Source organism: Bradyrhizobium sp. CB1717 (assembly GCF_029714325.1).
GTDB lineage: Bacteria > Pseudomonadota > Alphaproteobacteria > Rhizobiales > Xanthobacteraceae > Bradyrhizobium.
On record NZ_CP121666.1, the window covers coordinates 2827983 to 2850784 of the forward strand.

The following is a 22802-nucleotide window of genomic DNA, read 5'->3' on the forward strand; positions in this document are numbered from 1 at the left end:
GGGGATTTGATGAAGATCATTTTTTGCGCCGCATTGGCGGCGGCGATCGCATTGCCTTCCGGCGGAGCCTACGCGCAAGGCAAGACCGCGCCCAAGGACGCCAAGCTCTATTTCATCAGCCCGCGTGACGGGCAGAAGGTTCGCGGTGCATTCTGGGTCCGGTTCGGCTTGCGCAACATGGGCGTGACGCATGCCGGCGACGACTACCAGAACGCCGGCCATCATCATTTGCTGGTCGACGTGAACGATCCCATCGATCCCAAGGAGCCAATTCCGCAGGACAAGTCGCATCTGCACTTCGGCGCCGGGCAGACCGAAACCCAGCTCGAACTTGCACCCGGAACGCACACGCTGCAACTGGTGCTCGGCGACGCCAAGCACTATCCGTTCGAGCCGCCCATCGTGTCCGAGAAGATCACCATACGCGTCAGGCAACCAGTTGCCGGCAAGTGATCAGCGCAGGCTGGCGTTGATCTTGTCCAGCACCGCCGAGCCCGGGCAGAGCGTGTCCGCTTCCAGCGTGTTGAGCGGGGTCTCGATCGTGTTGAGGTGCTCGTGCAGGTCCTCCGCGTCGGGGTCGACATAGAGCAGGCCGGTGACGATCTGGCCCTTGGCGGCGTGTTTCGCGAGGAAGGTCTGAGCGCCGAGACGATCGTGCGGATCGTAGTCCGCGTCGATCTTGCGCAGCGCGATCTTGCTGCCGTCATGCTGCTCGACCACCTGCACCGTGCCCGGCGCGTAGTCCACCGCGATCGGATCGCGGCCGACCAGCACGTCGAGCCGGTTCACGGCGTCATTGTGCTCGCGGACATAGTCGAAGCTCTTGGTCGAGCCGGCGTGGTTGTTGAAGGCGATGCAGGGGCTGATGACGTCGATGAAGGACGCGCCCTTGTGGCCGATCGCGGCTGCGATCAGCGGCACCAGCTGGCTCTTGTCGCCGGAGAACGAGCGCGCCACGAAGGTTGCGCCGAGCTGCAGCGCGATCGCGACGAGGTCGATGGCGTTGTCGGTGTTGGTGACGCCCTTTTTGCTCTTCGAGCCGCGGTCGGCGGTGGCCGAGAACTGGCCCTTGGTCAGGCCGTAGACGCCGTTGTTCTCGACGATATAGGTCATGTTGACGCCGCGCCGGATCGAATGCGCGAACTGGCCGAACCCGATCGAGGCGGAATCGCCGTCGCCGGAGACGCCGAGATAGATCAGGTCGCGGTTGGCGAGGTTGGCGCCGGTGAGCACGCTGGGCATTCGCCCGTGCACGGAGTTGAAGCCGTGCGAATTGCCGAGGAAATAGTCCGGCGTCTTCGACGAGCAGCCGATGCCGGAGATCTTCGCCACCCGATGCGGCTCGATCGAGAGCTCGTAGCAGGCCTCGATGATCGAGGCCGTGATCGAATCGTGGCCGCAGCCTGCGCACAGCGTCGAGATCTTGCCCTCGTAGTCGCGATGCGTGTAGCCGAGCTCGTTCTTCTTCAGGCCCGGATGATGAAATTTCGGCTTGGCAATATAGGTCATGACACGGCCTTGCGGAGCGGGGTCACCTTGAGGTGATCCTGGTGGTCGCCAATGGCTTTTGCGATGTAGCGGGCGGTAATCGGTGAGCCGTCGTAGTGCACGATCGGAACGAGCCGGACGGGATCGATGCCGTTCTCGTTGACGATGAGTTGGCGGAGCTGGCTGTCGCGGTTCTGCTCGACGACATAGACGAAGTCGTGCTCGGCGAGGAAGCTCGCCACGCTCGAATGGAACGGGAAGGCGCGGATGCGCAGGCGATCGAGCTGATGGCCGCGCGTCTCCAGCAGGCCGATCGCTTCGTCCATCGCCGGTGAGGTCGAGCCGAAATAGATCACGCCATACTTGGTCGGCCGTTCCGCATTGGCCTGCAGCGGCCGCGGCACCAGATCCTGCGCGGTCTCGAACTTGCGCACCAGGCGCTGCATGTTGTCGGCATAGACGGTGCCTTCCTCCGAGTACCGCGCATAGCGGTCGCGCGAGGTGCCGCGGGTGAAATAGGAGCCCTTGGTCGGATGTGTGCCGGGATAGGTGCGATAGGGGATGCCGTCGCCGTCGACGTCGAGATAGCGGCCGAAGTCGCGGCCTTCTTCCAGCATCTCCGCCGTCATGATCTTGCCGCGGTCATATTGCCGGGCGTCATCCCACTTCAGCGGACGGCAGAGCCGGTGGTTCATGCCGATGTCGAGGTCGAGCATCAGGAAGATCGTGGTCTGGAGACGCTCGGCGAGATCGAAGGCGGCCGCCGCGAATTCGAACGCTTCGGCCGGATCTTCCGGGAACAGCAGCACATGCTTGGTGTCGCCATGCGAGGCATAGGCGCAGGCGATGATGTCGCATTGCTGGGTGCGGGTCGGCATGCCCGTGGAGGGGCCGGCGCGCTGGATGTTCATGATCACGGCCGGAATCTCGGCGAAATAGGAGAGGCCGATGAACTCCGTCATCAGGGAGATGCCGGGGCCCGAGGTTGCAGTGAAGGCGCGTGCGCCGTTCCAGGAGGCGCCGATGACGATGCCGATCGAGGCCAGCTCGTCCTCGCCCTGCACGATGGCGTATTTCGCCTTGCCGGTCTCCGGATCGTGCCGGTACTTCTGGCAATGGGCGGTGAAGGCCTCCGCCACCGACGAGGACGGCGTGATCGGATACCACGCGCACACGGTGGCACCGCCATAGACCGCGCCGAGCGCGGCGGCGCTGTTGCCCTCGATGAAGATGCGGTCGCCGACCTTGTCGGACTTCTTCACCCTGAGCCCGATCGGGCATTTCAGATTCTGCAGCGCCCAGTCGCGGCCGAGATGCAGCGCGTGGACGTTGGAGGAGAGCAGCTTCTCCTTGCTCTTGTACTGCTCGCCGATCAGCTGCTCGATCAGCTTCGGGTCCATGTCGAGCAATGCCGACAGCGCGCCCAAATAGATGATGTTCTTGAACAGCTGGCGCTGGCGCGGATCTGTATAGGTCGAGTTGGTGATCGCGGTGAGCGGCACGCCGATCACGGTGATGTCGTCGCGAAACTTGGTCGACGGCATCGGCTTGGTGGAATCGTAGAACAGGTAGCCGCCGGGCTCGATGCCGGCGACGTCCTTGTCCCAGGTCTGCGGGTTCATCGCCACCATCATGTCGACGCCGCCGCGGGCGCCGAGATGGCCGTCTTCCGTCACGCGCACCTCGTACCAGGTCGGCAGGCCCTGGATGTTGGATGGGAAGATGTTGCGCGGAGACACCGGCACGCCATGGCGCAGGATCGCACGCGCGAACATCTCGTTGGCGCTGGCCGAGCCCGAGCCGTTGACGTTGGCGAAACGGACGACGAAGTCGTTTACGCTGCTGATCGGCTTTTTGTCGGACATGTCGAACCTGCGTGGGTCATATCGATGAAATATTTCTGCATGTCCCAGGCTCCGGTGGGACAGCGCTCGGCGCACAGCCCGCAATGCAGGCAGACATCCTCGTCCTTCACCATCACGCGCCCGGTCTTGAGATCGGACGAGACGTAGAGGTCCTGGTCCGGGCGCGGCGAGGGCGCCTTCAGGCGCTGGCGCAGATCGTCTTCCTCACCATTGTCGGTGAAGGTGATGCAGTCCATCGGGCAGATGTCGGCGCAGGCGTCGCACTCGATGCAGAGCGAGGTCGAGAACACGGTCTGGACGTCGCAGTTCAGGCAGCGCTCGGCTTCGCCCAGCGCGAGCTTGACGTCGTAGCCAAGCTCGACCTCGGCGCGGATGTCCTTCAGCGCGATGACCTTGTCGCGATGCGGCACCTTGAAGCGCTTGTCGTTGGAGATGTCGTTGTCATAGCTCCATTCGTGGATGCCCATCTTCTGCGAGGAGATTTGCACCTCCGGCAGCGGGCGCTCGGTGATGTCCTCGCCCGACAGCATCTTGTGGATCGACAATGCGGCGTCATGGCCGTGTGCCACCGCCCAGATGATGTTCTTCGGCCCGAACGCGGCGTCGCCGCCGAAGAACACTTTCGGGTTGGTCGAGACGAACGTCTTCGGATCGACCTTCGGCATGTGCCATTTGTCGAACTCGATGCCGCAATCCTGCTCGATCCAGGGAAAGGCGTTCTCCTGCCCGACCGCGACCAGCACGTCATCGCAGGGAATGGTCTGATCGGGGTCGCCCGAAGGCACCAGATTGCGGCGGCCTTTGGCGTCGTATTCGGCTTTGACGTGCTGGAAGCTGACGCCGATCAGCTTGCCGGCGACATGCTTGAAGGCAACCGGCACCATGTAGTTGAGGATCGGGATATCCTCGTGGAGCGCGTCTTCCTTCTCCCAGGGCGAGGCCTTCATCTCCTCGAAGCCGGAACGCACGACCACCGTGACCTTCTCGCCGCCGAGCCGGCGCGCGGTGCGGCAGCAATCCATCGCGGTGTTGCCGCCGCCGAGCACGATGACGCGCTTTCCGATCTTGTCGACATGGCCGAACGACACGTTGGCCAGCCACTCGATGCCGATATGGATGTTCGCGGCGGCCTCTTTTCGGCCGGGGATGTCGAGCTCGCGGCCGCGCGGCGCGCCGGAGCCGACGAAGATCGCGTCAAACTTGTCTGCGAGCAGCGACTTCATGCTCTCGATGCGATGGCCGCCCTTGAAGTCGACGCCGAGACCCAGGATGTAGCCGGTCTCCTCGTCGATCACGGAATTGGGCAGGCGGAATTTCGGGATCTGCGAGCGCATCATGCCGCCGGCTTCGGGGTCGCCATCGAACACGGTGCAGTGATAACCGAGCGGCGCGAGATCGCGCGCCACGGTGAGCGAGGCCGGGCCGCCGCCTACAAGGGCAACACGCTTGCCGTTCTTCGGTGAGGGCTTCGGCAGGCGCTGCTTGATGTCGTCCTTGAAGTCGGCGGCGACGCGCTTGAGGCGGCAGATCGCGACCGGATTGTCCTCGACGCGTCCGCGGCGGCACGCCGGTTCGCATGGACGATCGCAGGTGCGTCCCAGAATTCCGGGAAACACGTTCGATTTCCAGTTGATCATATAGGCGTCGCTGTAGCGCCCTTGTGCGATCAGTCGGATGTATTCGGGAACCGGGGTGTGTGCAGGACAGGCCCACTGGCAATCGACTACTTTGTGAAAGTAGTCGGGGGCCGCGATATCGGTCGGTTTCATTCCTACCCTGTCCGCGCAGGCCCAAAGACCCCCGCGGCCTTTTCTTGAGCTTGGCGAGCGCTTTAGCGCGCTTCGATCCGGTTTCTGAATGACGTCATTGGGTTAGCTTATTAGAACCATTCCGAAGCACAACGGCAAATTTGGGTGATCACCGCCTTTCATGGGAGCTGCGCGTACACAGCATTAACGCGCCGCGCGCAGCAATGCGGCGGTGCAATATGTTGCAATGCGGATGGCTGCTTCAGCCGTGCGCGATATCGCTCTTCGCGAGGTCCCACATCAGGCAGTAGGTGCCGACCGAGACCGGAAGCGGGAAGGGAGATGCGGCGGGACCGGTAAAGCGCTCGGCGATGACAGCCGAGACTGCGCCGACGTGGGTGCCGTCGATCAGCACGAACCAGTCGCGCGCGCCCTCGTTGCGCATCGCCGGCATTCCCGCCGTCACGCCCGACAATTCGGGCTCACTCTCGAGCAGATGCATCGAGATGATGCCGGCGTGCTTTTCCAGTGCCAGCTTTTCTTGCAGTGCATCACGCCACGGTGCGGCATTGTCGGGCGTCGGCCGCAGCCGCACCACGCCGAGCGCCGTCCCACGCCCGGTGCCATTGCTGATCGTGATGCGCGCGACCACGCGCAGCATGTCCTTGAAACGCGCCATGGTCTGCCGTGACCAGTCGGTCGGATTGGCGAGCCGCGCCTTGTAGGCGGGGCTGTCGAGCACGTCGAGCGTCGCGGTCGAATAGAGGCAGAGATACTTTGGATTGGCGGCGTGCGCGACATAGCGCCGCGCTTCCAGGAAACCCTCGATCGCGACGCGCTCTTCCAGATGCTCGCGATCGTACCAGCGATTGAACTCGGCCTCATCTGAAGCGTCGATGTTCATCGACGTCAGCAGCATGCCTTTCCCGGCGAGCGGCATTGTTCTTGTCCTTCCCATTCCAACCCTCATGGTGAGGAGGCGCGTCGGCGCCGTCTCGAACCATGAAGGCCCCCGCTGCAGCATCTCGGCCTTTCATCCTTCGAGACGCGCGCGAAGGGCGCTCCTCAGGATGAGGGGATAGATCCTTATCGCGGAATCTTCGAAGCAAGATCCGCGATCGACTTCATGACCGCGTCCCTTACGCCGCCATCATAGAGCGAATGCCCGGCTTCTTCCACGATGCGAATCTCGGAACCGGGCCAGACTCCTGCAAGCGCGTGCGATGTCTCGGGCGGGCACAAGAGGTCATAGCGACCCTGGACGATGATGCCGGGAATGCCTTCGAGCATCCCCGCATTCTGCAGCAGCTGGTCTGCGGTCATGAAGCTGTCGTTGAGGAAGTAATGCGCTTCCATGAACGGGGTCGCCGGCAATGTGCGCCAGACGTTCAGCGCGGCGAGGTCGAGCCGTGTCTTTGCAGGCTTGTGCTCGGACAAGATGCGCTCGGTGTCGTGCCAGGCCTTCGCCGACGGGCCATGCACGGCCGGGTCGGTATCGAGGATACGGCGCCAACAGGCGTCGACCGGCTGGTCGCGCTCTTCTAGCGGCAGCACGCTGAGGAAGTCCTCGTACAGCGCAGGATAGAATTGCGACAGGCGCGTCGTGAAGGCCGTCACGACCTCGGCCCGCGTGCCCAGGAAGGTTGCGCGGAGCGCGAGACCTAAGACGCGCTCGGGATGCGCCTCTGCATACGCCAGCGCCAGCGTCGCGCCCCAGGAGCCGCCGACCACCAACCAGCGCTCAAAGCCGAACTTCTCACGGATCTTCTCCATGTCCGCGACCAGGTGCGCCGTGGTGTTGTGCTCGCGCGAGCCCTTGGGCCGGCTGCGGCCGCAGCCGCGCTGGTCGAACAGAACGGCGCAGAAACGGTCGGGATCGAACAGCCGGCGATGGTCGGGCTGGCAGCCGCTGCCAGGCCCGCCGTGCAGGTAGACCGCAGGGATGCCGTCGGCGCGGCCGACGCTCTCGACATAGAGCTCATGGCCGTCGCCGACATCGAGCATGTCGGAGGTCAGCGGCGCAAAGGGGTCGGCACGCCTGACCGCTGTGCCTGCGTCGGCGTCAGGCGTCATTCTCGGATTCCAGGGTGCCGCCGGCGAAGTTGCGGTAGAGGAAGCGGTTGGTCTCGCCCTCGGCCTCGCGCTCGGCCTGCTTGAAGATGGTCTCGTGCAGTGGCGACAGCGCGCAGGCCGGATCGGTGTTGGCGGCATCGCCCGTCAGCGCAAAGGCCTGGCAGCGGCAGCCGCCGAAATCGATCTCGCGGAATTCGCAAGACTTGCACGGCTCCTTCATCCAGCCGGTGCCGCGATAGCGGTTGAAGGCCTCGGAGTTCTGCCAGATCCAGGCGATCGAATGGTTGGAGCGCACCGATTCGAAATCGAGCCCGGTGATGCTCTCGGCGGCGTGGCAGGGCAGCACCTTGCCGGCGGGCGAGATGTTGAAGAACTGCCGGCCCCAGCCGCCCATGCACTTCTTCGGCCGCAATGCGTAATAGTCGGGAACGACGTAGTCGATGGTCAGCCGGCCCTTCAGCCGCTCGCGCGCCTCCTCGACGAGGCGGGTGCACTCATCGAGCTGCGCCACGGTCGGCATCAAGGCGGCGCGGTTCTTCAGCGCCCAGCCGTAATATTGGACATTGGCGACCTCGAGCCGGTCGGCATCGAGATCGATCGCCATCTGGATGACGTCAGGAAGCTGGTGCAGGTTCTGCCGGTGCATCACCGCGTTCACGGTGAGCGGCAGGTCGAGCTCGCGCGTCCATTTCGCGACTTCGAGCTTCTTGCGATGGCCGTTCTTGTAGCCGGCGACGCGATCGGCAAGGCCTTCCTCGACGCCCTGGAAGGAGATCTGCACATGGCAGAGCCCGGCGTCGGCGAGATCGCTGAGCTTGTCGCGCGTCAGCAGCACCGCCGAGGTGATGAGATTGGTGTAGAGACCGGCGTCGCTGGCATGCTTCACCAGCTCGACGAGATCTTTCCGCGCCGTGGGCTCGCCGCCGGAGAAATGCACCTGGAGTACGCCGATCTCGGCGAGCTCACTCAGCACTTTCTTCCACTCGTCCGTCGTCAGCTCCTTGCCCGAGCGATCGAGCTCAACGGGATTCGAGCAGTAGGGGCATTGCAGCGGGCAGCGATGCGTGATCTCCAGCAGCACCGCGAGCGGAATCCCAAAAGTCTCCGCCGTCGAGCGCTGCTTCTCCAGCACCGCGAGGCTGTCGCTCATCCCGGGCGGGATGTTGCCGAGCACGTCGCTCATGACGTTTTCTCCCGGGCCTCGGTGAGGAAGCCCTTGTCGGCGAGATCCTGCAGCATGGCGATGACGTCGGTGAGGATCGCCTCGCGCGGTGCGGCGTATTTCGCGGCCAATTGATCGGCGACGTCGCCGACATTGCGCTCGCCGTCGCAGAGCTGCAGGACTTCGACTGCGATCTCGTCCGGCGCCAGCACCCGCTCCGGCGCCAGGATCACCCAGACTTGTCGCGTCTCGTCATATTTCAGCTTGGCATGCCGCGGCAGCACGGGGCGGCTTGCCTCGCTGACGCTGATGTTCCGCGGCCCGGCCATCGCTGCTCCTCTCAACTCGCCTACTTAGTTTTCTTTGGGCACGAACGCGCCCGGCGGAATGTTGCCTTCGACATAGGCGTGCTGGAGCGCATCTAACTGCACCCACAGCACGTTGGTCTTGAAGATCAGCGCGTTGCATACGAGCGCGCGCTGCTCCGGCGTCGTGGCATGCGCCTTGACGTAGTCGAGCGCGAAATTGGCATCGCGCGGCGCCTGCGTCAGTCGCCGCTTGAAGTAGCTCATGATATCAGGATTGACGAAGTCGTAATGCTCCAGCATGCCGGAGATGCGCTCTTCGTGCAGGTTCGGCGCGAACAGCTCGGTGAGCGAGGAGGCGATCGCTTCCAGCGGGCTTTTTTCGCGACAGTAATGGACGTAAGCCTCCACCGCGAACCGCGTCGCCGGCAGAATGCCTTCGGTCGATTCCACGTAAGCGGTGTCGAGCCCGAGCCCTTCGGTCAGCTTCAGCCAGCGCTCGATGCCGCCCTCGGAGCCGACATCGCCGTCATGGTCCTCGATGCGGTGGCGCCATTCCACGCGCGTGGCGCGGTCGCGGAAGCGCGAGATCACCACCGCGTCCTTGATCGGGATGGTGCTCTGGTAATAGTAGCGGTTGAGCGCCCAGGCCTGCACCTGGCCCTTGTTCAGCTTGCCGCCGTGCAAGAGCTTATGGAACGGATGCAGGCTGTGATAGCGCGTAGCTCCGATATGACGCAGCGTCGCCTCGAGCTCCTCGGCGCTGGTGAGCCTGATGTCCTTGCCGATCGAGAGCGCGGTCATTCCAGTCATTGACGCGGCATTCACAGCACGATCTCCGTTCCATCCCCAGGTATCTGCCAGCCCGCTTGTTCGACCGTTTTCCACTCGCTTGAGCCGGGCAGCAGCGCCGGGTTCGAGTTATTGATATGCAGAAATATCTTCCTGTCGATATCGAGATCGGCGAGCCGCGCGATCGCGCCGTCGGCGCCGGACATCGCGACATGGCCCATGCTCTTGCCGGTCTTGTGGCCGAGCCCGGCCTTGATCATCTCGTCATCCTGCCAGACCGTACCGTCGAAGAACACCAGCGCCGCGCCGTCGATCTCGGCCTTCAGCGCGTCGGTGACCTCGGCGCAGGCGGCGATGAAGTAGAAGCACTTGCCGGTGGCCTTGTCGGTGATTTTCAGCCCCAGCGTATCGCCGTCGCCGGTCTCGCCGCCCGGATGGGCCTTGCCTTCCAGGTACCAGGCCGACTTGCCGGGCACGGCAAAGGGCCGCACCTCCAGCCCTGAGCGGGCGCCGTCAGGCAGCCGCGGCTCGAACGGCTCACTGACACCGATCGGCTGGCGCTTGACGTTCTTCTCGTTCAGCACGTTGAAGATGCTGTTGCTGGCAAGGATCGCCAGCACCTTTTCATGGGCATAGACCGTGAAGGGCGAACCTTCGCGCATCGACAGCAGGCCGGCCACGGCATCGACCTCGCCGTTGGTCAGGATCACGCCCGCAACCGGCGTATGGCGCAGCGCGCCCGCCTTGGGATGCAGCTGCGGCGTGGCGTTCAATTGCTGGCGGAGATCGGGCGAGGCGTTGATCAGGAACCAGTGCTCGCCATCGCCGCTGAAGGCAACCGAGGCCTGGGTTCGATGGAGTTCGTGTCCATAGCTGCGGGCCGCGCGGCAGCCCTCGCAACCGCAATTCCATTGCGGCACTCCGCCGCCGGCCCCTGCGCCCAGGACGACGACGCGAAGCATGATCCGTCTCCTGGAGGGAACGTCGCGAGGTGGATCTCAGGCCGAGACAGTTTCGGACAAGGTTTCTGTCCCCCGGAAACGTATCGTGACCGCAAGAACCACCTGCGCAGAACGCGTACTCACCAACCGCTCACTTGCGGGTAGCGCTCACATACATGTTGATTTCCATGCCACAGGGCACTTCGACGATCTTCGGGGCTTTCCAGGCCATTTGGCTCTCCATTTTCGCGAAACCGGACGTATCCGCCCGCAGATAAAGTAATGCGGGCGGAAAAGTTCGCCAGTGAAATTTTCCCGACCTAGGTAGTAGGCCGGCGGGTTTGTTGCACCGCAAAGAGAGCGTATTGCGGCCGTAAAGATGAGCGAATGACATCCGCAAAATTGCCGATAGGTCGTGATCCCTGTCGGGATAAACCAGTTGTGAGTATAGAACGGCTTCCAATCGGCCACAGGCGACCCCATTGGATCAGGCATGCCCAGATATTTCTTCAACACCCGTATCGGCGACGAATTGATCGTGGATCCTGACGGCGAGGATCTGCGCAATCCCGATCGCGCCTGGGAGGTCGCCCGCCAGATGATCCTGGAGGTCCTGAAATCGGAAGGAACCCAGCCGGCGCTGCTGGAGGCGGTCATCGAGGTCACCGATTCCGACGGCGAGATCGTGCTGGAGTTTCCCTTCACCGAAGCCTTGCTGGACATGCCGGACCAGTCGGCGACAAGGCATTAGCTCGACCAGTCCGCGACGCGGCAAGAGAGGCCCACCGCTCCCTCCACCGTCATTGCGAGGAGCCCTTGCGACGAAGCAATCCAGACCGCTTCCTCGGAGGCAGTCTGGATTGCTTCGCTGCGCTCGCAATGACGGAGGTATCCCTGCGAAATCCGCATGGCTTTGCCGCGTTCCCGGCGCTAAAAGACGCCGGTCATACGGAGCAAGCCATGCAAGATCTCTGGCGCCTGTCGGCCGCCGACCTCGCCACCCTCGTCAGGTCCAAAAAGGTGTCCGCCAGGGAGGCCGCCAAGGCCGGCCTCGACCGCCTGGACGCGGTCAACCCCGCCCTCAACGCCGTGATCGACCACCGTCCGGAGGATGTGCTCAAGCAGGCCGACGCCGTCGATGCCGCTATTGGCCGGGGCGAGGACCCCGGCGTGCTCGCCGGCGTGCCCGTCACCATCAAGGCCAATGTCGACCAGGAGGGCTTTGCCACCACCAACGGCCTCAAGCTGCAGCGCGACCTGATCGCGCGCGAGGACAATCCGGTGGTCGCCAATTTCCGCAAAGCCGGCGCCATCCTGCTTGGCCGCACCAATTGCCCGGCCTTCTCCTATCGCTGGTTCACCACCAACCTGGTCCATGGCGACACCAAGAACCCGCGCGACGCCTCGTTGACGCCGGGCGGCTCCTCCGGCGGCGCCGGCTCGGCGGTCGCGGCCGGCATCGGCCATATCGCCCATGGCACCGACATCGCCGGCTCGATCCGCTATCCCGCCTATGCCTGCGGCGTGCACGGCCTGCGCCCGACGCTCGGCCGCATCCCGGCCTTCAACCCGGTGCTGCCGGAGCGCCCGATCGGGCCGCAGATCATGGCGGTGTCGGGCCCGCTGGCCCGCACCGTGAACGATCTGCGCATTTCGCTCGAAGCGATGTCCGCCCGCGACATTCGCGACCCCTGGTTCGTGCCGGCGCCGCTGGAAGGCCCGGCGCGGCCGAAGCGCGCCGCGCTCTGCCTCAATCCGAACGGCCTTGCCACGACGCCGGAGGTGAAGGCTGCGGTGAGCGATGCCGGCAAGCGGCTGGAGCGCGCCGGTTGGACCGTTGACGTCATCGAGGATACCCCGCCGATGCGCGAGGCGGTCGAGTGGCAGATCAAGCTCTGGCTCGGCGACGGCTATGAGGCGCAACTCGAAATGGCCGAGCGCGAAGGCGATCCCGGCGCGCTGGCGTGCCTGCGCGGCAACCGCGGCAGGGTCACGCCGATGGACCAGGCCAATTACGCCAAGGCGCTGACCCGAAGAGCCACGCTGACGCGTGACTGGATGCTGTTCTTCGAGAAATACGCCGTGCTGCTGACCCCGGTCTCCGGCGAATTGCCGTTCCCCGATCATCTCGACCGCAAGGACGAGGAGTCCTTCAAGCGTGTCTGGGAAGCGCAGCTGCCGCAGATCGCGATTCCGTTCATGGGCCTGCCGGGCCTCGTGGTCTCCACCGGCCTCGTCGGCAAGGCGCCCGTCGGCGTGCACATCGTCTCCGGCCGCTACCGCGAGGACCTGTGCCTGCTCGCGGGCGAAGCGATCGAGGCCGGCGGCGTGCCGCCGTCGCCGATCGATCCCGTGGGTTAGCGATGTCGGCGATTTACGACTTCAAGGCCAACTCGCTTGCCGGCGAGGAGGTGCCCATGCGCCGGTTCGAGGGACAGGTGCTGCTGATCGTCAACACCGCGAGCAAATGCGGTTTCACGCCGCAATATCGCGGCCTCGAGGATCTCTATCGCGATCTGTCGCCGCGCGGCTTTGCGGTGCTCGGCTTTCCCTGCAACCAGTTCGGTGCGCAGGAGCCGGGACAGGCGAGCGAGATCCAGGAATTCTGCTCGACCCATTACGACGTCACCTTTCCGCTGTTCGAGAAGATCGACGTCAACGGCGCCAATGCGCATCCCCTGTATGAGTACCTGAAACGTCAGCAATCCGGCCTGCTGGGGGCCTCCATCAAATGGAATTTCACCAAATTCCTGGTGGACCGTGCCGGCAAGGTGATCGCGCGCTACGCGCCGACGGCCCGGCCCGAAGGGCTGCGGAATCAAATCGAAACACTGTTGTGAGCGAGACAATCATGAGCGACGAATTTCCCGACCGCCTGTCGGTCGACCCGAACAGCCCGTACTACAACGCGGACATCCTGGCGCGCGACGTCGGCATCCGCTTCAAGGGCATCGAGAAGACCAATGTCGAGGAGTATTGCATCAGCGAAGGCTGGGTCCGCGTCACCGCCGGCAACGCCAAGGACCGCTACGGCAACCCGCTGACCATCAAGGTGCATGGTCCGGTCGAGCCGTATTTCAGGGATAAGAAGTGACGGCGAAGCCGTCATTGCAATGACGAAGAGGCGCCGCGCATCCAAATGCATCACCGTCACCCTGAGGTGCTCGCCTCTTCGGCGAGCCTCGAAGGGCGACGGCCCGGCTGCACCTCGGCCGTTCATCCTTCGAGGCTCCCGGCGCGATGCTATTGCATCGCGCCACTCGCACCTCAGGATGACGGACAGATAGTCTGACGAACTTCCTCTCGACCACCGAAAGCCAACCCCCATGTCCGTCCGCATCGTCGACGTCCGCGAGATCACAAAACCGATCTCGTCCCCGATCCGCAACGCCTATATCGACTTCACCAAGATGACGACCAGCCTCGTTGCCGTCGTCACGGACGTGGTGCGCGATGGCAAGCGCGTCGTCGGCTACGGCTTCAACTCCAACGGCCGCTACGGGCAGGGCGGGTTGATCCGCGAGCGTTTTGCTTCGCGTATCCTCGAAGCCGATCCGAAGTCGCTGCTGGATAGCGCGAGCGACAATCTCGACCCCGACAAGGTCTGGGCCGCGATGATGACCAACGAGAAGCCGGGCGGCCATGGCGAGCGCTCGGTCGCGGTCGGCACCATCGACATGGCGGTGTGGGACGCGGTGGCCAAGATCGCCGGCAAGCCGCTGTTCCGCCTGCTCGCCGAGCGCCACGGCGTCAAGGCCAATCCGCGCGTCTTCGTCTACGCCGCCGGCGGCTACTACTATCCCGGCAAGGATCTCTCGATGCTGCGGGCTGAGATGCGTGGCTATCTCGACCGCGGCTACAACGTCGTCAAGATGAAGATCGGCGGCGCTGATATCGACGAGGACCGCACCCGCATCGAGGCGGTGCTGAAGGAGATCGGCAAGGACGCGCAGCTCGCCGTCGACGCCAACGGCCGCTTCAACCTCGAGACCGGCATCGCCTACGCCAAGATGCTGCGCGATTATCCGCTGTTCTGGTACGAGGAAGTCGGCGATCCCCTCGACTACGCGCTGCAGGCCGCGCTCGCCGAATTCTATCCGGGCCCTATGGCGACGGGCGAGAATCTCTTCAGCCACCAGGACGCCCGCAACCTCATCCGCTACGGCGGCATGCGCCCCGACCGCGACTGGCTGCAGTTCGACTGCGCGCTGTCCTATGGCCTGTGCGAATACCAGCGCACGCTCGAGGTATTGAAGACCTACGGCTGGTCCCCCAGCCGCTGCATCCCGCACGGCGGCCATCAGATGTCGCTCAACATCGCAGCCGGCTTGGGTCTCGGCGGCAACGAAAGCTACCCCGACCTGTTCCAGCCCTATGGCGGCTTCCCGGACGGAGTCCGCGTCGAGAACGGCCACATCACCATGCCCGATCTCCCCGGCATCGGCTTCGAAGGCAAGTCCGATCTCTACAAGGAGATGAAGGCGCTGGCGGAGTAGGGGGCGCTGGGGTACGACGGCCGCGCCACCCATTCCGTCATTGCGAGCGCAGCGAAGCAATCCAGAGTCTTTCCGCAGAGACAGTCTGGATTGCTTCGTCGCGAGAGCTCCTCGCAATGACGGTGGAGGGAGCGGTGTCCATACCTGTCCTTCACTCGTAGACAGCGGCAGGTGATTGTCGCAGGCGTTTCCACGCACTCCGTCATTGCGAGCGCAGCGAAGCAATCCAGAGTCTCTCCGCGGAGGCAGTCTGGATTGCTTCGTCGCAAGGACTCCTCGCAATGACGTGACGAAAGCCTCGAAATCATCTCCTGGTTGTGGTATGGTAAAAGCTGCCTTCAGCCGAGTACGATCATGAAGCAGCCCTGCGTCTACATGTTCGCCAATCGCCGCAACGGGACGATCTACGTCGGCGTCACCTCCAATCCGCCGCGCCGCGCGTTCGTGCATCGCGAGGGATTGGTAAAGGGTTTTTCATCGAAGTACGGCTGCAAGCTCCTCGTCTGGTACGAACTGCACGCCACGATGACGGATGCGATTACGCGCGAGAAGCAGATCAAGGGTGGCAGTCGGGCAAAGAAACTTGCGCTGATCGAGGGCCTCAATCCAGACTGGATGGATTTGTACGAGACGCTGATCTGACCGGCAGTAGCAAGTCGCGAGCCGCCGCCACACACTCCGTCATTGCGAGCGCAGCGAAGCAATCCAGAGTCTCTCCGCAGAGACAGTCTGGATTGCTTCGTCGCAAGGGCTCCTCGCAATGACGGTGGAGGGAGCGAGGGCCGTTGCGGACGTCCTGATCCGCGGCGAATGGCAGGTTGGGTACTCAAGCCGCCGCCACACGCTCTGTCATTGCGAGCGCAGCGAAGCAATCCAGAGTCTCTCCGCAGAGACAGTCTGGATTGCTTCGTCGCAAGGGCTCCTCGCAATGACGGTGGAGGGAGCGAGCGCCGTTGCTGACGTCCTGATCCGCGGCGAATGGCAGGTTGGGTACTCAAGCCGCCGCCACACGCTCTGTCATTGCGAGCGCAGCGAAGCAATCCAGAGTCTCTCCGCAGAGACAGTCTGGATTGCTTCGTCGCAAGGGCTCCTCGCAATGACGGTGGAGGGAGCGAACGCCGTTTCTGACGTCCTGATCCGCGGCGAATGGCAGGTTGGGTACTCAAGCTGCCGACCCACACGCCGTCATTGCGAGCGCAGCGAAGCAATCCAGCGTCTCTCCGCCGGAGGCAGTCTGGATTGCTTCGCTGCGCTCGCAATGACAGTCGGGAGCGCGCGTCCCCCTACGACAGCCGCATATCCAGCAGCCGCCGCCCTTCGCCCTTGAGCAGCTTCTTCACCGCACTCGACGCCACGACCTCGCCGTCATTGGCGTAGGCCTCGTGGTTCTTCTCGATGTCGTCGAGGCGGTAGAGGTAGTTGACCATCACGCCGGCGGACTCGCGCACGCCCTTCGGCGAGAGGTCGCCCAGCCAGTTGATGCGTTCCAGACGCGCGCCGTTGCCGAGATGGAAGCGGGCGACGGAATCGATTAGCCGGCCCTTGGGCGTGCGCGCCTTCAGGAAATAATAGGCGGCGAGCGGCTCCAGCACGCCGCGGAGCAGCGTCGTGGTCTCGGGGCTCTCGAACCATTTGGGATCGTCGAGGCGCTTGAGCACCTCGCGGTCTTCGTCGGGCAGCGGCAAATCCTTGTCCTGCTTCACCCATTGCATGAAGCCCGGCACCGGCGACAGCGTCACGAAGGTGTCGAGCTTCGGCGTCTCGCGGCGCAGCTCCTCCACCACCTGCTTGATCAGGAAGCTGCCGAAGGAGATGCCGCCAAGGCCGCGCTGGGTGTTTGAGATCGAATAGAACACGGCAGTGCGCGCCTTCTCGATCGGAAGGTGCTGGCGATCGACGGCAAGCAGCGGCGCGATCGCGCCGGGGATGGTCTCGGTCAGCGCCACCTCGACGAAGATCAAGGGCTCGTCGACCATCGCCGGATGGAAGAAGGCGTAGCAGCGGCGGTCGACCGGATCGATGCGGCGGCGCAGATCGTCCCAGTCGGAGATCTCGTGCACGGCTTCGTAACGGATGATCTTTTCGAGGATGTTGGCCGGGGTCGACCAGTCAATCCTGCGCAGCACGAGAAACCCCCTGTTGAACCACGAAGAGAGGAGATGCGAGACGTCGCGGTCGAGCGCGGCGAGATCGGTGTGCCCGTTCATCATCCCGAGCAGGTCGGTGCGCATGGCGACGAGATCGCCGGTGCCGCCGGGCGCGCGGTTGAGGCGGCGGATCAGCTCCTGACGCCGCGGCTCCGAGGCGAAATGCAGCGAGCTTGCGTCCTCGTCCGTCGGCTTGGCGCGCCACTTCTCGATCGCCGCCGACAGGCGTTCCCGGTCCGGCCCGAAATCGCGCACCAGCGCCTCGAAGAAGGCGCGGCGTCCCGCCGCATCCAGATCCCGGTAGAGATCGAGCACCTCGCGTGCCATCGCCGTGCCCGAGGCTTCGCCCCGGCCCGACAGCAGTGCGCCGCAGAGCGCGATCAGCCCGTCGGCGTCCTGTCTGGTGTCCGCGCTGTCGCCGCGGCGAAGCAGCGTGCGGCCGCGCTCGGAGATGGTGGCGAGCAGGTCGGAGAAGAAGGCGTTGGCCATCTGGACTTTTCGAATCCGGTTTTGTGCGGTGCCGAAGCTTACACGGGATTTAGGCGGAAGCCGATCACAATCAAGCAGGGGAATTTTGTATCTTTAGTGGTGCCGTGCGTTTGGAGAATGCTGTCATGCCGGGCGAGGGCGGGGCATCCGGTGAAACACCGTCATTGCGAGGAGCCCTTGCGACGAAGCAATCCAGACTGCCGCTGCGGAAGGATTCTGGATTGATTCGCTGCGCTGGCAATGACGGGTTGGGGGCACGGCTGCCTCACCCCTTCCCCGCAAACTCCGTCGGCGTCCGCCCCGTCACCTGACGGAAAGCCGCCGAGAACGCCGGCACGCTGGCATAACCGAGCTGGGTCGCGAGCTGTTTCACCGACACGCTCGCGTCCGTCGATATCCGCTGGATCGCTGCCGCAATGCGGGCGCGCTGGCACCAGCTCTTGAAGCTCAGCTGCGTCTCGCTCGAGAACAGCCGCGACAGCGTGCGCGCGGAAGTTCCGACCTCGCGCGCCAGCGAGTCGATGTCGTGCAGGCCGGTGGGATCGTCGAGCACGATCATCGCAGCGCGGCGGCAGCGCGGCTCGCGCGGCAGCGGCACGAAGGTCGCGGAATCCTCGGCCTGATGCAGTTCCAGCATCACCAGCCGCACCAAAAGCTCGGTGCGCTCCTCGGTATTCCGCGCGTCGAACAGGGCGAGGATCGCCTGGTTGAGCAGCGGCGAGACCCGGACCACGAATTCCCGGGTCAATCCCTGGTAACGCTTTTCGCGCTTGAGCCAGGCGAGGTCGAAATACAGCGTGCGCATCTCGATGTCGGCGAGCAGGTCGATGGCGTGCTCCAGACCGGCCGGCACCCAGACGGCCCGGTCCGGCGGCACCAGCCAGCGTCCCTCGGGCGTCGTCACCTGCATGGTGCCGCGTGCCGCGTAGATCAGCTGCGCCTCGCGGTGCAGGTGCGGGTCGATCCGCATGCCCTTGGGATAGTCGCGGGCGACCAGGTGCACGCCCGCGGGCGAGCGGTGGTTGCTCCGGACTTCCCGAAGGATTGGCGTTTCCAAGACAGTCATTGGCGGCATCCCGTCATGGGGAGGACATATAACTCATTTCGGAGCAGGAGAGGATTCGTAATGAACAGCCCCAGCCGGGTCATCAGTTTCGTCAACGCAGGCCATTTCATCGACCACTATTCGATGCTGATCTTCGCCGCCGCGGTGATCATCATGGGCCCGGCGCTCGGCATGGCCTATTCGGAGCTGCTGCCTTACGCGACGCCGGGCTTCATCGCCTTCGGCGCCGGCTCGCTGCTCACCGGCTGGCTCGGGGACCGCTGGAGCCGCCGCCACATGATGCTGATCTTCTTCGTCGGCATCGGTCTCTCCATGATCTCGGTCGGCTTCGTGCAGACGCCGGTGCAGCTCGGCGCCGCGCTGCTCGCGATCGGCATCTTCGCCTCGATCTACCATCCCGTCGGCACCGCCATGATCGTGTCCTATGCCGACCGGCTCGGCCGCGAGATGGGCATCAACGGCGTCTGGGGCAATCTCGGCGTCGCTTCGTCCGCGCTGGTGACCGGCGTGATCGGTCAATATCTCGGCTGGCGCCTTGCGTTCATCGTTCCCGGCGTGGTCACGGTCCTGATCGGCATCGCGTTTGCGATGATGGTCGTGCACGAGGACCGCAAGGGCTCGAAGCAGGCGGCGGCGCAGGCGCGCGTGGCAAAACAGGACATGTGGCGCGTGATCCTGGCGCTGCTGATCGTGGTGATCGCGATCTCCACGACCTTCAACGCCGTCACCGTCGCGCTGCCGAAGCTCTTTGCCGAACGTCTCGCCGATCTGACCAAAAGCCCGGCGCTGCTAGGCGTCATCGCGGCCTGTGTCTACGTGTTCGGCGCGATGACGCAGTACACGATCGGCCGGCTGCTCGACCGTTACTCGCTGAAGACGGTAGCGCTGCCGCTGTCCTTCATGCTGGCGCCGTTCCTGTATCTCGCCGCGAGCCTGGATAACCTGCCGTTGATTCTGGTCTCGATCGGCATCGTCATGGGCGCGTTCGGCCAGGTCACGGTGAACGACGCCATGGTCGGCAAATACACCACGGAAGAATGGCGCTCGCGCGCCTATGCCGTGCGCTATTTCGTCGGCTTCACCGCGGCCGGCGCGTCCGTCGGCCTCGTCGCCTGGCTCTACGAGCAGGGCGGCTTCGTCACCATGCTGCACGCCTTCGCCGCACTCTGCCTGCTCGCGATCGCCGCCGCGCTGATCCTGCCGCGGGAGATCAGGACGCCGCAGGCGGCGTGAGGGAGTAAGGCGGGCGGCTGCCTCCACATCGTCATTGCGAGGAGCCCTTGCGACGAAGCAATCCAGAATCTTTCCGCGGAGGGACTCTGGATTGCTTCGCTGCGCTCGCAATGACGGGGGATGTGGCGGCCCCTTCCGCAACTCTCTCCACCGTCATTGCGAGGAGCCCTTGCGACGAAGCAATCCAGAATCTTTCCGCGGAGGGATTCTGGATTGCTTCGCTGCGCTCGCAATGACGGGGGATGTGGCGGCCCCTTCCGCAACTCTCTCCACCGTCATTGCGAGGAGCCCTTGCGACGAAGCAATCCAGGATCTTTCCTCGGAGGGCTTCTGGATTGCTTCGCTGCGCTCGCAATGACGGGGAAGGAGGCATCCTGCCCATGCCACCCATGATGCCATTCTGCCAGTGTTTTGCCCGACGGAGCAAGTCGTTTCGGCATAGCCGAAATTTCTGAAGCCTTTCAACGCCATTTCTACTGTGCATGGGGTTGTTTTCGCACTTTTTGTTTTCGCCGGTGAAACCGCGCCGTATCAGATTGGGAACCCGCTCCACCTCCCGCGGGTTCTATTCCTGTGGCCCGGCAACCTCGCCGGGACAGCAAAAGGGGACAAGACACCTGCATGCAGTGGAGCCTGCTCCGACCGGTCGGCCTCGTCCCCGCGGTGCTCGTCCTCACCACCATTGCAGCGGGCGCCGAAGGCGGCAAATCGGCCGGCCCCGCCGAGTCCCTCCTGATTCTCCAGATCGTGCTGTTGATCGTCGTCGGCCGCGGTCTCGGCGAGATCATGCAGCGCATCGGCCAGCCCTCGGTGATCGGCGAATTGCTCGCCGGCATCCTGCTCGGGCCGTCGCTGCTCGGCTGGCTCTGGCCGGAGGCGCAGCACGCCATCTTTCCCAAGACACCCGAGCAGAAGGCGATGATCGACGGCATCGCCCAGTTCGGCATCCTGCTGTTGTTGCTGCTGACCGGCATGGAGACCGATCTCAAGCTGGTCAGGAAGGTCGGCAAGGCCGCGATCGCGATCTCGATCGCCGGCATCGTCGTGCCCTTCGCCTGCGGCTTCCTGCTCGGAGAATTCCTGCCCGATGCGCTGCTGCCAAATCCGCAGCAGCGTCTGGTCGCCTCGCTGTTCATGGGCACCGCGCTGTCGATCTCCTCCGTGAAGATCGTCGCCGTGGTCGTCCGCGAGATGAATTTCATGCGCCGCGATGTCGGGCAGATCATCGTCGCGACCGCCGTGATCGACGATACCATCGGCTGGATCATCATCGCCGTCATTTTCAGCCTGGCCTCGCATAACACGCTGGATATCGGCTCGGTGGCGAAGGCCGTGCTGGGCACGCTGGTCTTTCTCGCGGTCAGCTTCACCATCGGCCGCCGCCTGGTGTTCCAGCTCATCCGCTGGGCCAACGATACGCTGGTCAGCACCGCGCCTGTCATCACGGTCATTCTGCTGCTGATGGGCACGATGGCGCTGATCACGCACCTGATCGGCGTGCACACGGTGCTGGGTGCTTTCGTCGCCGGCATCCTGGTCGGCGAGTCGCCGATCCTGACGCGGCAGATCGACGAGCGCCTGCGCGGCCTGATCTCGAGCTTCTTCATGCCGGTGTTCTTCGGTCTCGCCGGTCTTGCCGCCGATCTGTCGGTGCTGCGCGACCCCAATCTCCTGATGCTCACCGGCCTCTTGGTCGTGATCGCCAGCGTCGGCAAGTTCGGCGGCGCGTTCGTCGGGGGCACATTGGGCGGCCTGAACACTCGGGAGTCGCTGGCGCTCGCCAGCGGCATGAATGCGCGCGGTTCGACCGAGGTGATCATCGCGACCATCGGCCTGTCCATCGGCGTGCTCAGCCAGAACCTGTTCACGATGATCGTGACCATGGCGATTGTGACCACGATGGCGATGCCGCCGATGCTGCGCGCGGCGCTGGCCAGGCTGCCGATGAACAAGGAGGAGAAGGAGCGCCTCGAGCGCGAGGAATTCGAGAAGCGCGGCTTCGTCGCCAACCTCGAACGTCCCCTGCTGGCGGTCGACGAGAGCGTCAACGCCACCTTCGCCGCCCACGTCGCGGGTCTGATCGCCGGCATGCGCGGCCTGCCGATCACCGTGCTGCATGTCGGCAAGCGCGCCACCGAGCAGGAGGGGGGCCGCGACGGGGAGGAGAGCCATGAAGCCGTGGTGAAGCGGGCGGCCGAAACGGTCTCCGCCAGTAGCGATAGCGGTACCGGTAATGTCGATGTCGTCACGCGTGCGCGGCGCGCGGAGCTCAGCGAGGCCATCGCAGACGAGGCGCGCAAGGGCTTTGATCTCCTCATTGTCGGCGTCGACAAGGTCGCCGCCACAAAAGATCGCTTTGACCGGAAGATCGAGGACATCGCCGCGAAGTTCGAAGGACCGCTCGCGATCGTCGCGGCCAAAGGCAAGCATTTGAAGCAACCGATGCCGGAAGGACTCAACATCCTCGTTCCGATCTCCGGCAGCGGCGTCTCCAAGCGCGGCGCCGAGGTCGCGGTCGCGCTGACGCAGGCGGGATCAGGCTCGCTCCGGGTGATCTATGTGGCGACGACGCGGGACAAGGGCGCGCAACGCGGGGCCTCCCGCGGCCTTAGCCAGGAAACCGGTATCCTGAAGGACGCCAGCGATCTCGCTGCCCGTTACGATGTCGACATCACCACGACCTTGCGCGTGAACCGGGCGCCGGAGGCCGCGATCCTGCGCGAGATCGACACCACCGATGCCGATCTCGTTGTCATGGGCGTCGACCGCATCCAGGGCAAGCATCTCTCCTTCGGCGGCGTCGCCGACACCGTGCTGAGGCAGTCGAAGGTCTCGGTGCTGCTGGTGTCGAGCGGCGAGGCACGGCAGACGTCGACGGAGAAGGCTTAGCGAGGGGCTGTAGCCGCGCAGGCGGTGCGCCCCCTCTCCCGCTTGCGGGAGAGGGCTGGGGAGAGGCTATCTCCTCATTGGGGCATTCCCCTTTTCGCCGATCCCTCT

Annotated in this window: 21 protein-coding genes; 9 read left to right on the forward strand and 12 right to left on the reverse strand. The window is 64.3% G+C overall.

Annotation, left to right across the window (positions count from 1 at the left end):
- Window positions 1-9: 9 nt before the first annotated feature.
- Entirely contained in the window at window positions 10-453 is a 444-nt protein-coding gene (locus tag QA649_RS13370; RefSeq protein ID WP_283024592.1) for a DUF4399 domain-containing protein, read from the forward strand.
- Here QA649_RS13370 and QA649_RS13375 read toward each other — a convergent pair whose 3' ends face one another.
- The 10 genes from QA649_RS13375 to pqqA form a co-directional block, all read right to left on the reverse strand.
- On the reverse strand, window positions 454-1509 hold the full coding sequence (locus QA649_RS13375; protein ID WP_283024593.1) for a 2-oxoacid:ferredoxin oxidoreductase subunit beta: 1056 nt from the start codon (window positions 1507-1509) through the stop codon (window positions 454-456).
- Window positions 1506-3353: a 2-oxoacid:acceptor oxidoreductase subunit alpha gene (locus tag QA649_RS13380; RefSeq protein WP_283024594.1), complete on the reverse strand. Its 1848-nt coding sequence runs from the start codon at window positions 3351-3353 to the stop codon at window positions 1506-1508. Before QA649_RS13380 ends, QA649_RS13375 begins: the two co-directional genes overlap by 4 nt.
- A complete protein-coding gene (locus tag QA649_RS13385; protein WP_283024595.1) occupies window positions 3323-5122 on the reverse strand; it encodes an FAD-dependent oxidoreductase in 1800 nt (599 codons plus the stop codon). Before QA649_RS13385 ends, QA649_RS13380 begins: the two co-directional genes overlap by 31 nt.
- 241 nt (window positions 5123-5363) lie before the next feature.
- Window positions 5364-6041, reverse strand: a complete 678-nt coding sequence (locus QA649_RS13390; protein ID WP_283024596.1) for a DUF4286 family protein — start codon at window positions 6039-6041, stop codon at window positions 5364-5366.
- A gap of 146 nt (window positions 6042-6187) precedes the next feature.
- Window positions 6188-7174, reverse strand: coding sequence for a prolyl aminopeptidase (gene pip / locus QA649_RS13395; protein WP_283024597.1), 987 nt, complete (start codon window positions 7172-7174; stop codon window positions 6188-6190).
- Window positions 7164-8357: a pyrroloquinoline quinone biosynthesis protein PqqE gene (gene pqqE, locus QA649_RS13400; RefSeq protein ID WP_283024598.1), complete on the reverse strand. Its 1194-nt coding sequence runs from the start codon at window positions 8355-8357 to the stop codon at window positions 7164-7166. The genes pip and pqqE overlap by 11 nt, the downstream gene beginning before the upstream one ends.
- A complete protein-coding gene (pqqD, locus tag QA649_RS13405) occupies window positions 8354-8665 on the reverse strand; it encodes a pyrroloquinoline quinone biosynthesis peptide chaperone PqqD (protein ID WP_283024599.1) in 312 nt (103 codons plus the stop codon). Before pqqD ends, pqqE begins: the two co-directional genes overlap by 4 nt.
- 24 nt (window positions 8666-8689) lie before the next feature.
- The gene (gene pqqC / locus QA649_RS13410) at window positions 8690-9469 is read right to left on the reverse strand and encodes a pyrroloquinoline-quinone synthase PqqC (RefSeq protein WP_283024600.1); all 780 of its coding nucleotides are present in this window, start codon (window positions 9467-9469) and stop codon (window positions 8690-8692) included.
- Window positions 9466-10395 (reverse strand): pyrroloquinoline quinone biosynthesis protein PqqB, encoded by a 930-nt coding sequence (pqqB, locus tag QA649_RS13415; RefSeq protein WP_283024601.1) that lies wholly within the window; start codon window positions 10393-10395, stop codon window positions 9466-9468. Before pqqB ends, pqqC begins: the two co-directional genes overlap by 4 nt.
- A gap of 130 nt (window positions 10396-10525) precedes the next feature.
- Complete coding sequence (pqqA, locus tag QA649_RS13420) at window positions 10526-10606, reverse strand: pyrroloquinoline quinone precursor peptide PqqA (protein WP_007595659.1); 81 nt, start codon at window positions 10604-10606, stop codon at window positions 10526-10528.
- A 261-nt stretch (window positions 10607-10867) separates the two neighbouring features.
- Here pqqA and QA649_RS13425 point away from each other — a divergent pair, with 261 nt between their 5' ends.
- From QA649_RS13425 to QA649_RS13450, 6 genes are all read left to right on the forward strand, one after another.
- Entirely contained in the window at window positions 10868-11125 is a 258-nt protein-coding gene (locus tag QA649_RS13425; protein WP_130365152.1) for a hypothetical protein, read from the forward strand.
- A 209-nt stretch (window positions 11126-11334) separates the two neighbouring features.
- On the forward strand, window positions 11335-12735 hold the full coding sequence (locus QA649_RS13430; protein ID WP_283024602.1) for an amidase family protein: 1401 nt from the start codon (window positions 11335-11337) through the stop codon (window positions 12733-12735).
- A gap of 2 nt (window positions 12736-12737) precedes the next feature.
- Window positions 12738-13214, forward strand: a complete 477-nt coding sequence (locus QA649_RS13435; protein ID WP_283024603.1) for a glutathione peroxidase — start codon at window positions 12738-12740, stop codon at window positions 13212-13214.
- Between the two features lie 11 nt (window positions 13215-13225).
- On the forward strand, window positions 13226-13468 hold the full coding sequence (locus QA649_RS13440; protein ID WP_035730878.1) for a DUF3297 family protein: 243 nt from the start codon (window positions 13226-13228) through the stop codon (window positions 13466-13468).
- Between the two features lie 232 nt (window positions 13469-13700).
- Window positions 13701-14870, forward strand: a complete 1170-nt coding sequence (gene tarD / locus QA649_RS13445; protein WP_283024604.1) for a D(-)-tartrate dehydratase — start codon at window positions 13701-13703, stop codon at window positions 14868-14870.
- A 354-nt stretch (window positions 14871-15224) separates the two neighbouring features.
- Window positions 15225-15512 (forward strand): GIY-YIG nuclease family protein, encoded by a 288-nt coding sequence (locus QA649_RS13450; protein ID WP_283024605.1) that lies wholly within the window; start codon window positions 15225-15227, stop codon window positions 15510-15512.
- A gap of 641 nt (window positions 15513-16153) precedes the next feature.
- Here QA649_RS13450 and QA649_RS13455 read toward each other — a convergent pair.
- Together QA649_RS13455 and QA649_RS13460 are read right to left on the reverse strand one after the other, a co-directional pair.
- Window positions 16154-17506, reverse strand: a complete 1353-nt coding sequence (locus tag QA649_RS13455) for a malonyl-CoA decarboxylase (protein WP_283024606.1) — start codon at window positions 17504-17506, stop codon at window positions 16154-16156.
- Between the two features lie 265 nt (window positions 17507-17771).
- A complete protein-coding gene (locus QA649_RS13460; RefSeq protein WP_283024607.1) occupies window positions 17772-18572 on the reverse strand; it encodes a helix-turn-helix transcriptional regulator in 801 nt (266 codons plus the stop codon).
- 60 nt (window positions 18573-18632) lie between these two features.
- Here QA649_RS13460 and QA649_RS13465 point away from each other — a divergent pair, with 60 nt between their 5' ends.
- A complete protein-coding gene (locus QA649_RS13465; RefSeq protein ID WP_283024608.1) occupies window positions 18633-19805 on the forward strand; it encodes an MFS transporter in 1173 nt (390 codons plus the stop codon).
- A 621-nt stretch (window positions 19806-20426) separates the two neighbouring features.
- Complete coding sequence (locus QA649_RS13470) at window positions 20427-22694, forward strand: cation:proton antiporter (RefSeq protein WP_283024609.1); 2268 nt, start codon at window positions 20427-20429, stop codon at window positions 22692-22694.
- Window positions 22695-22802 lie beyond the last annotated feature (108 nt).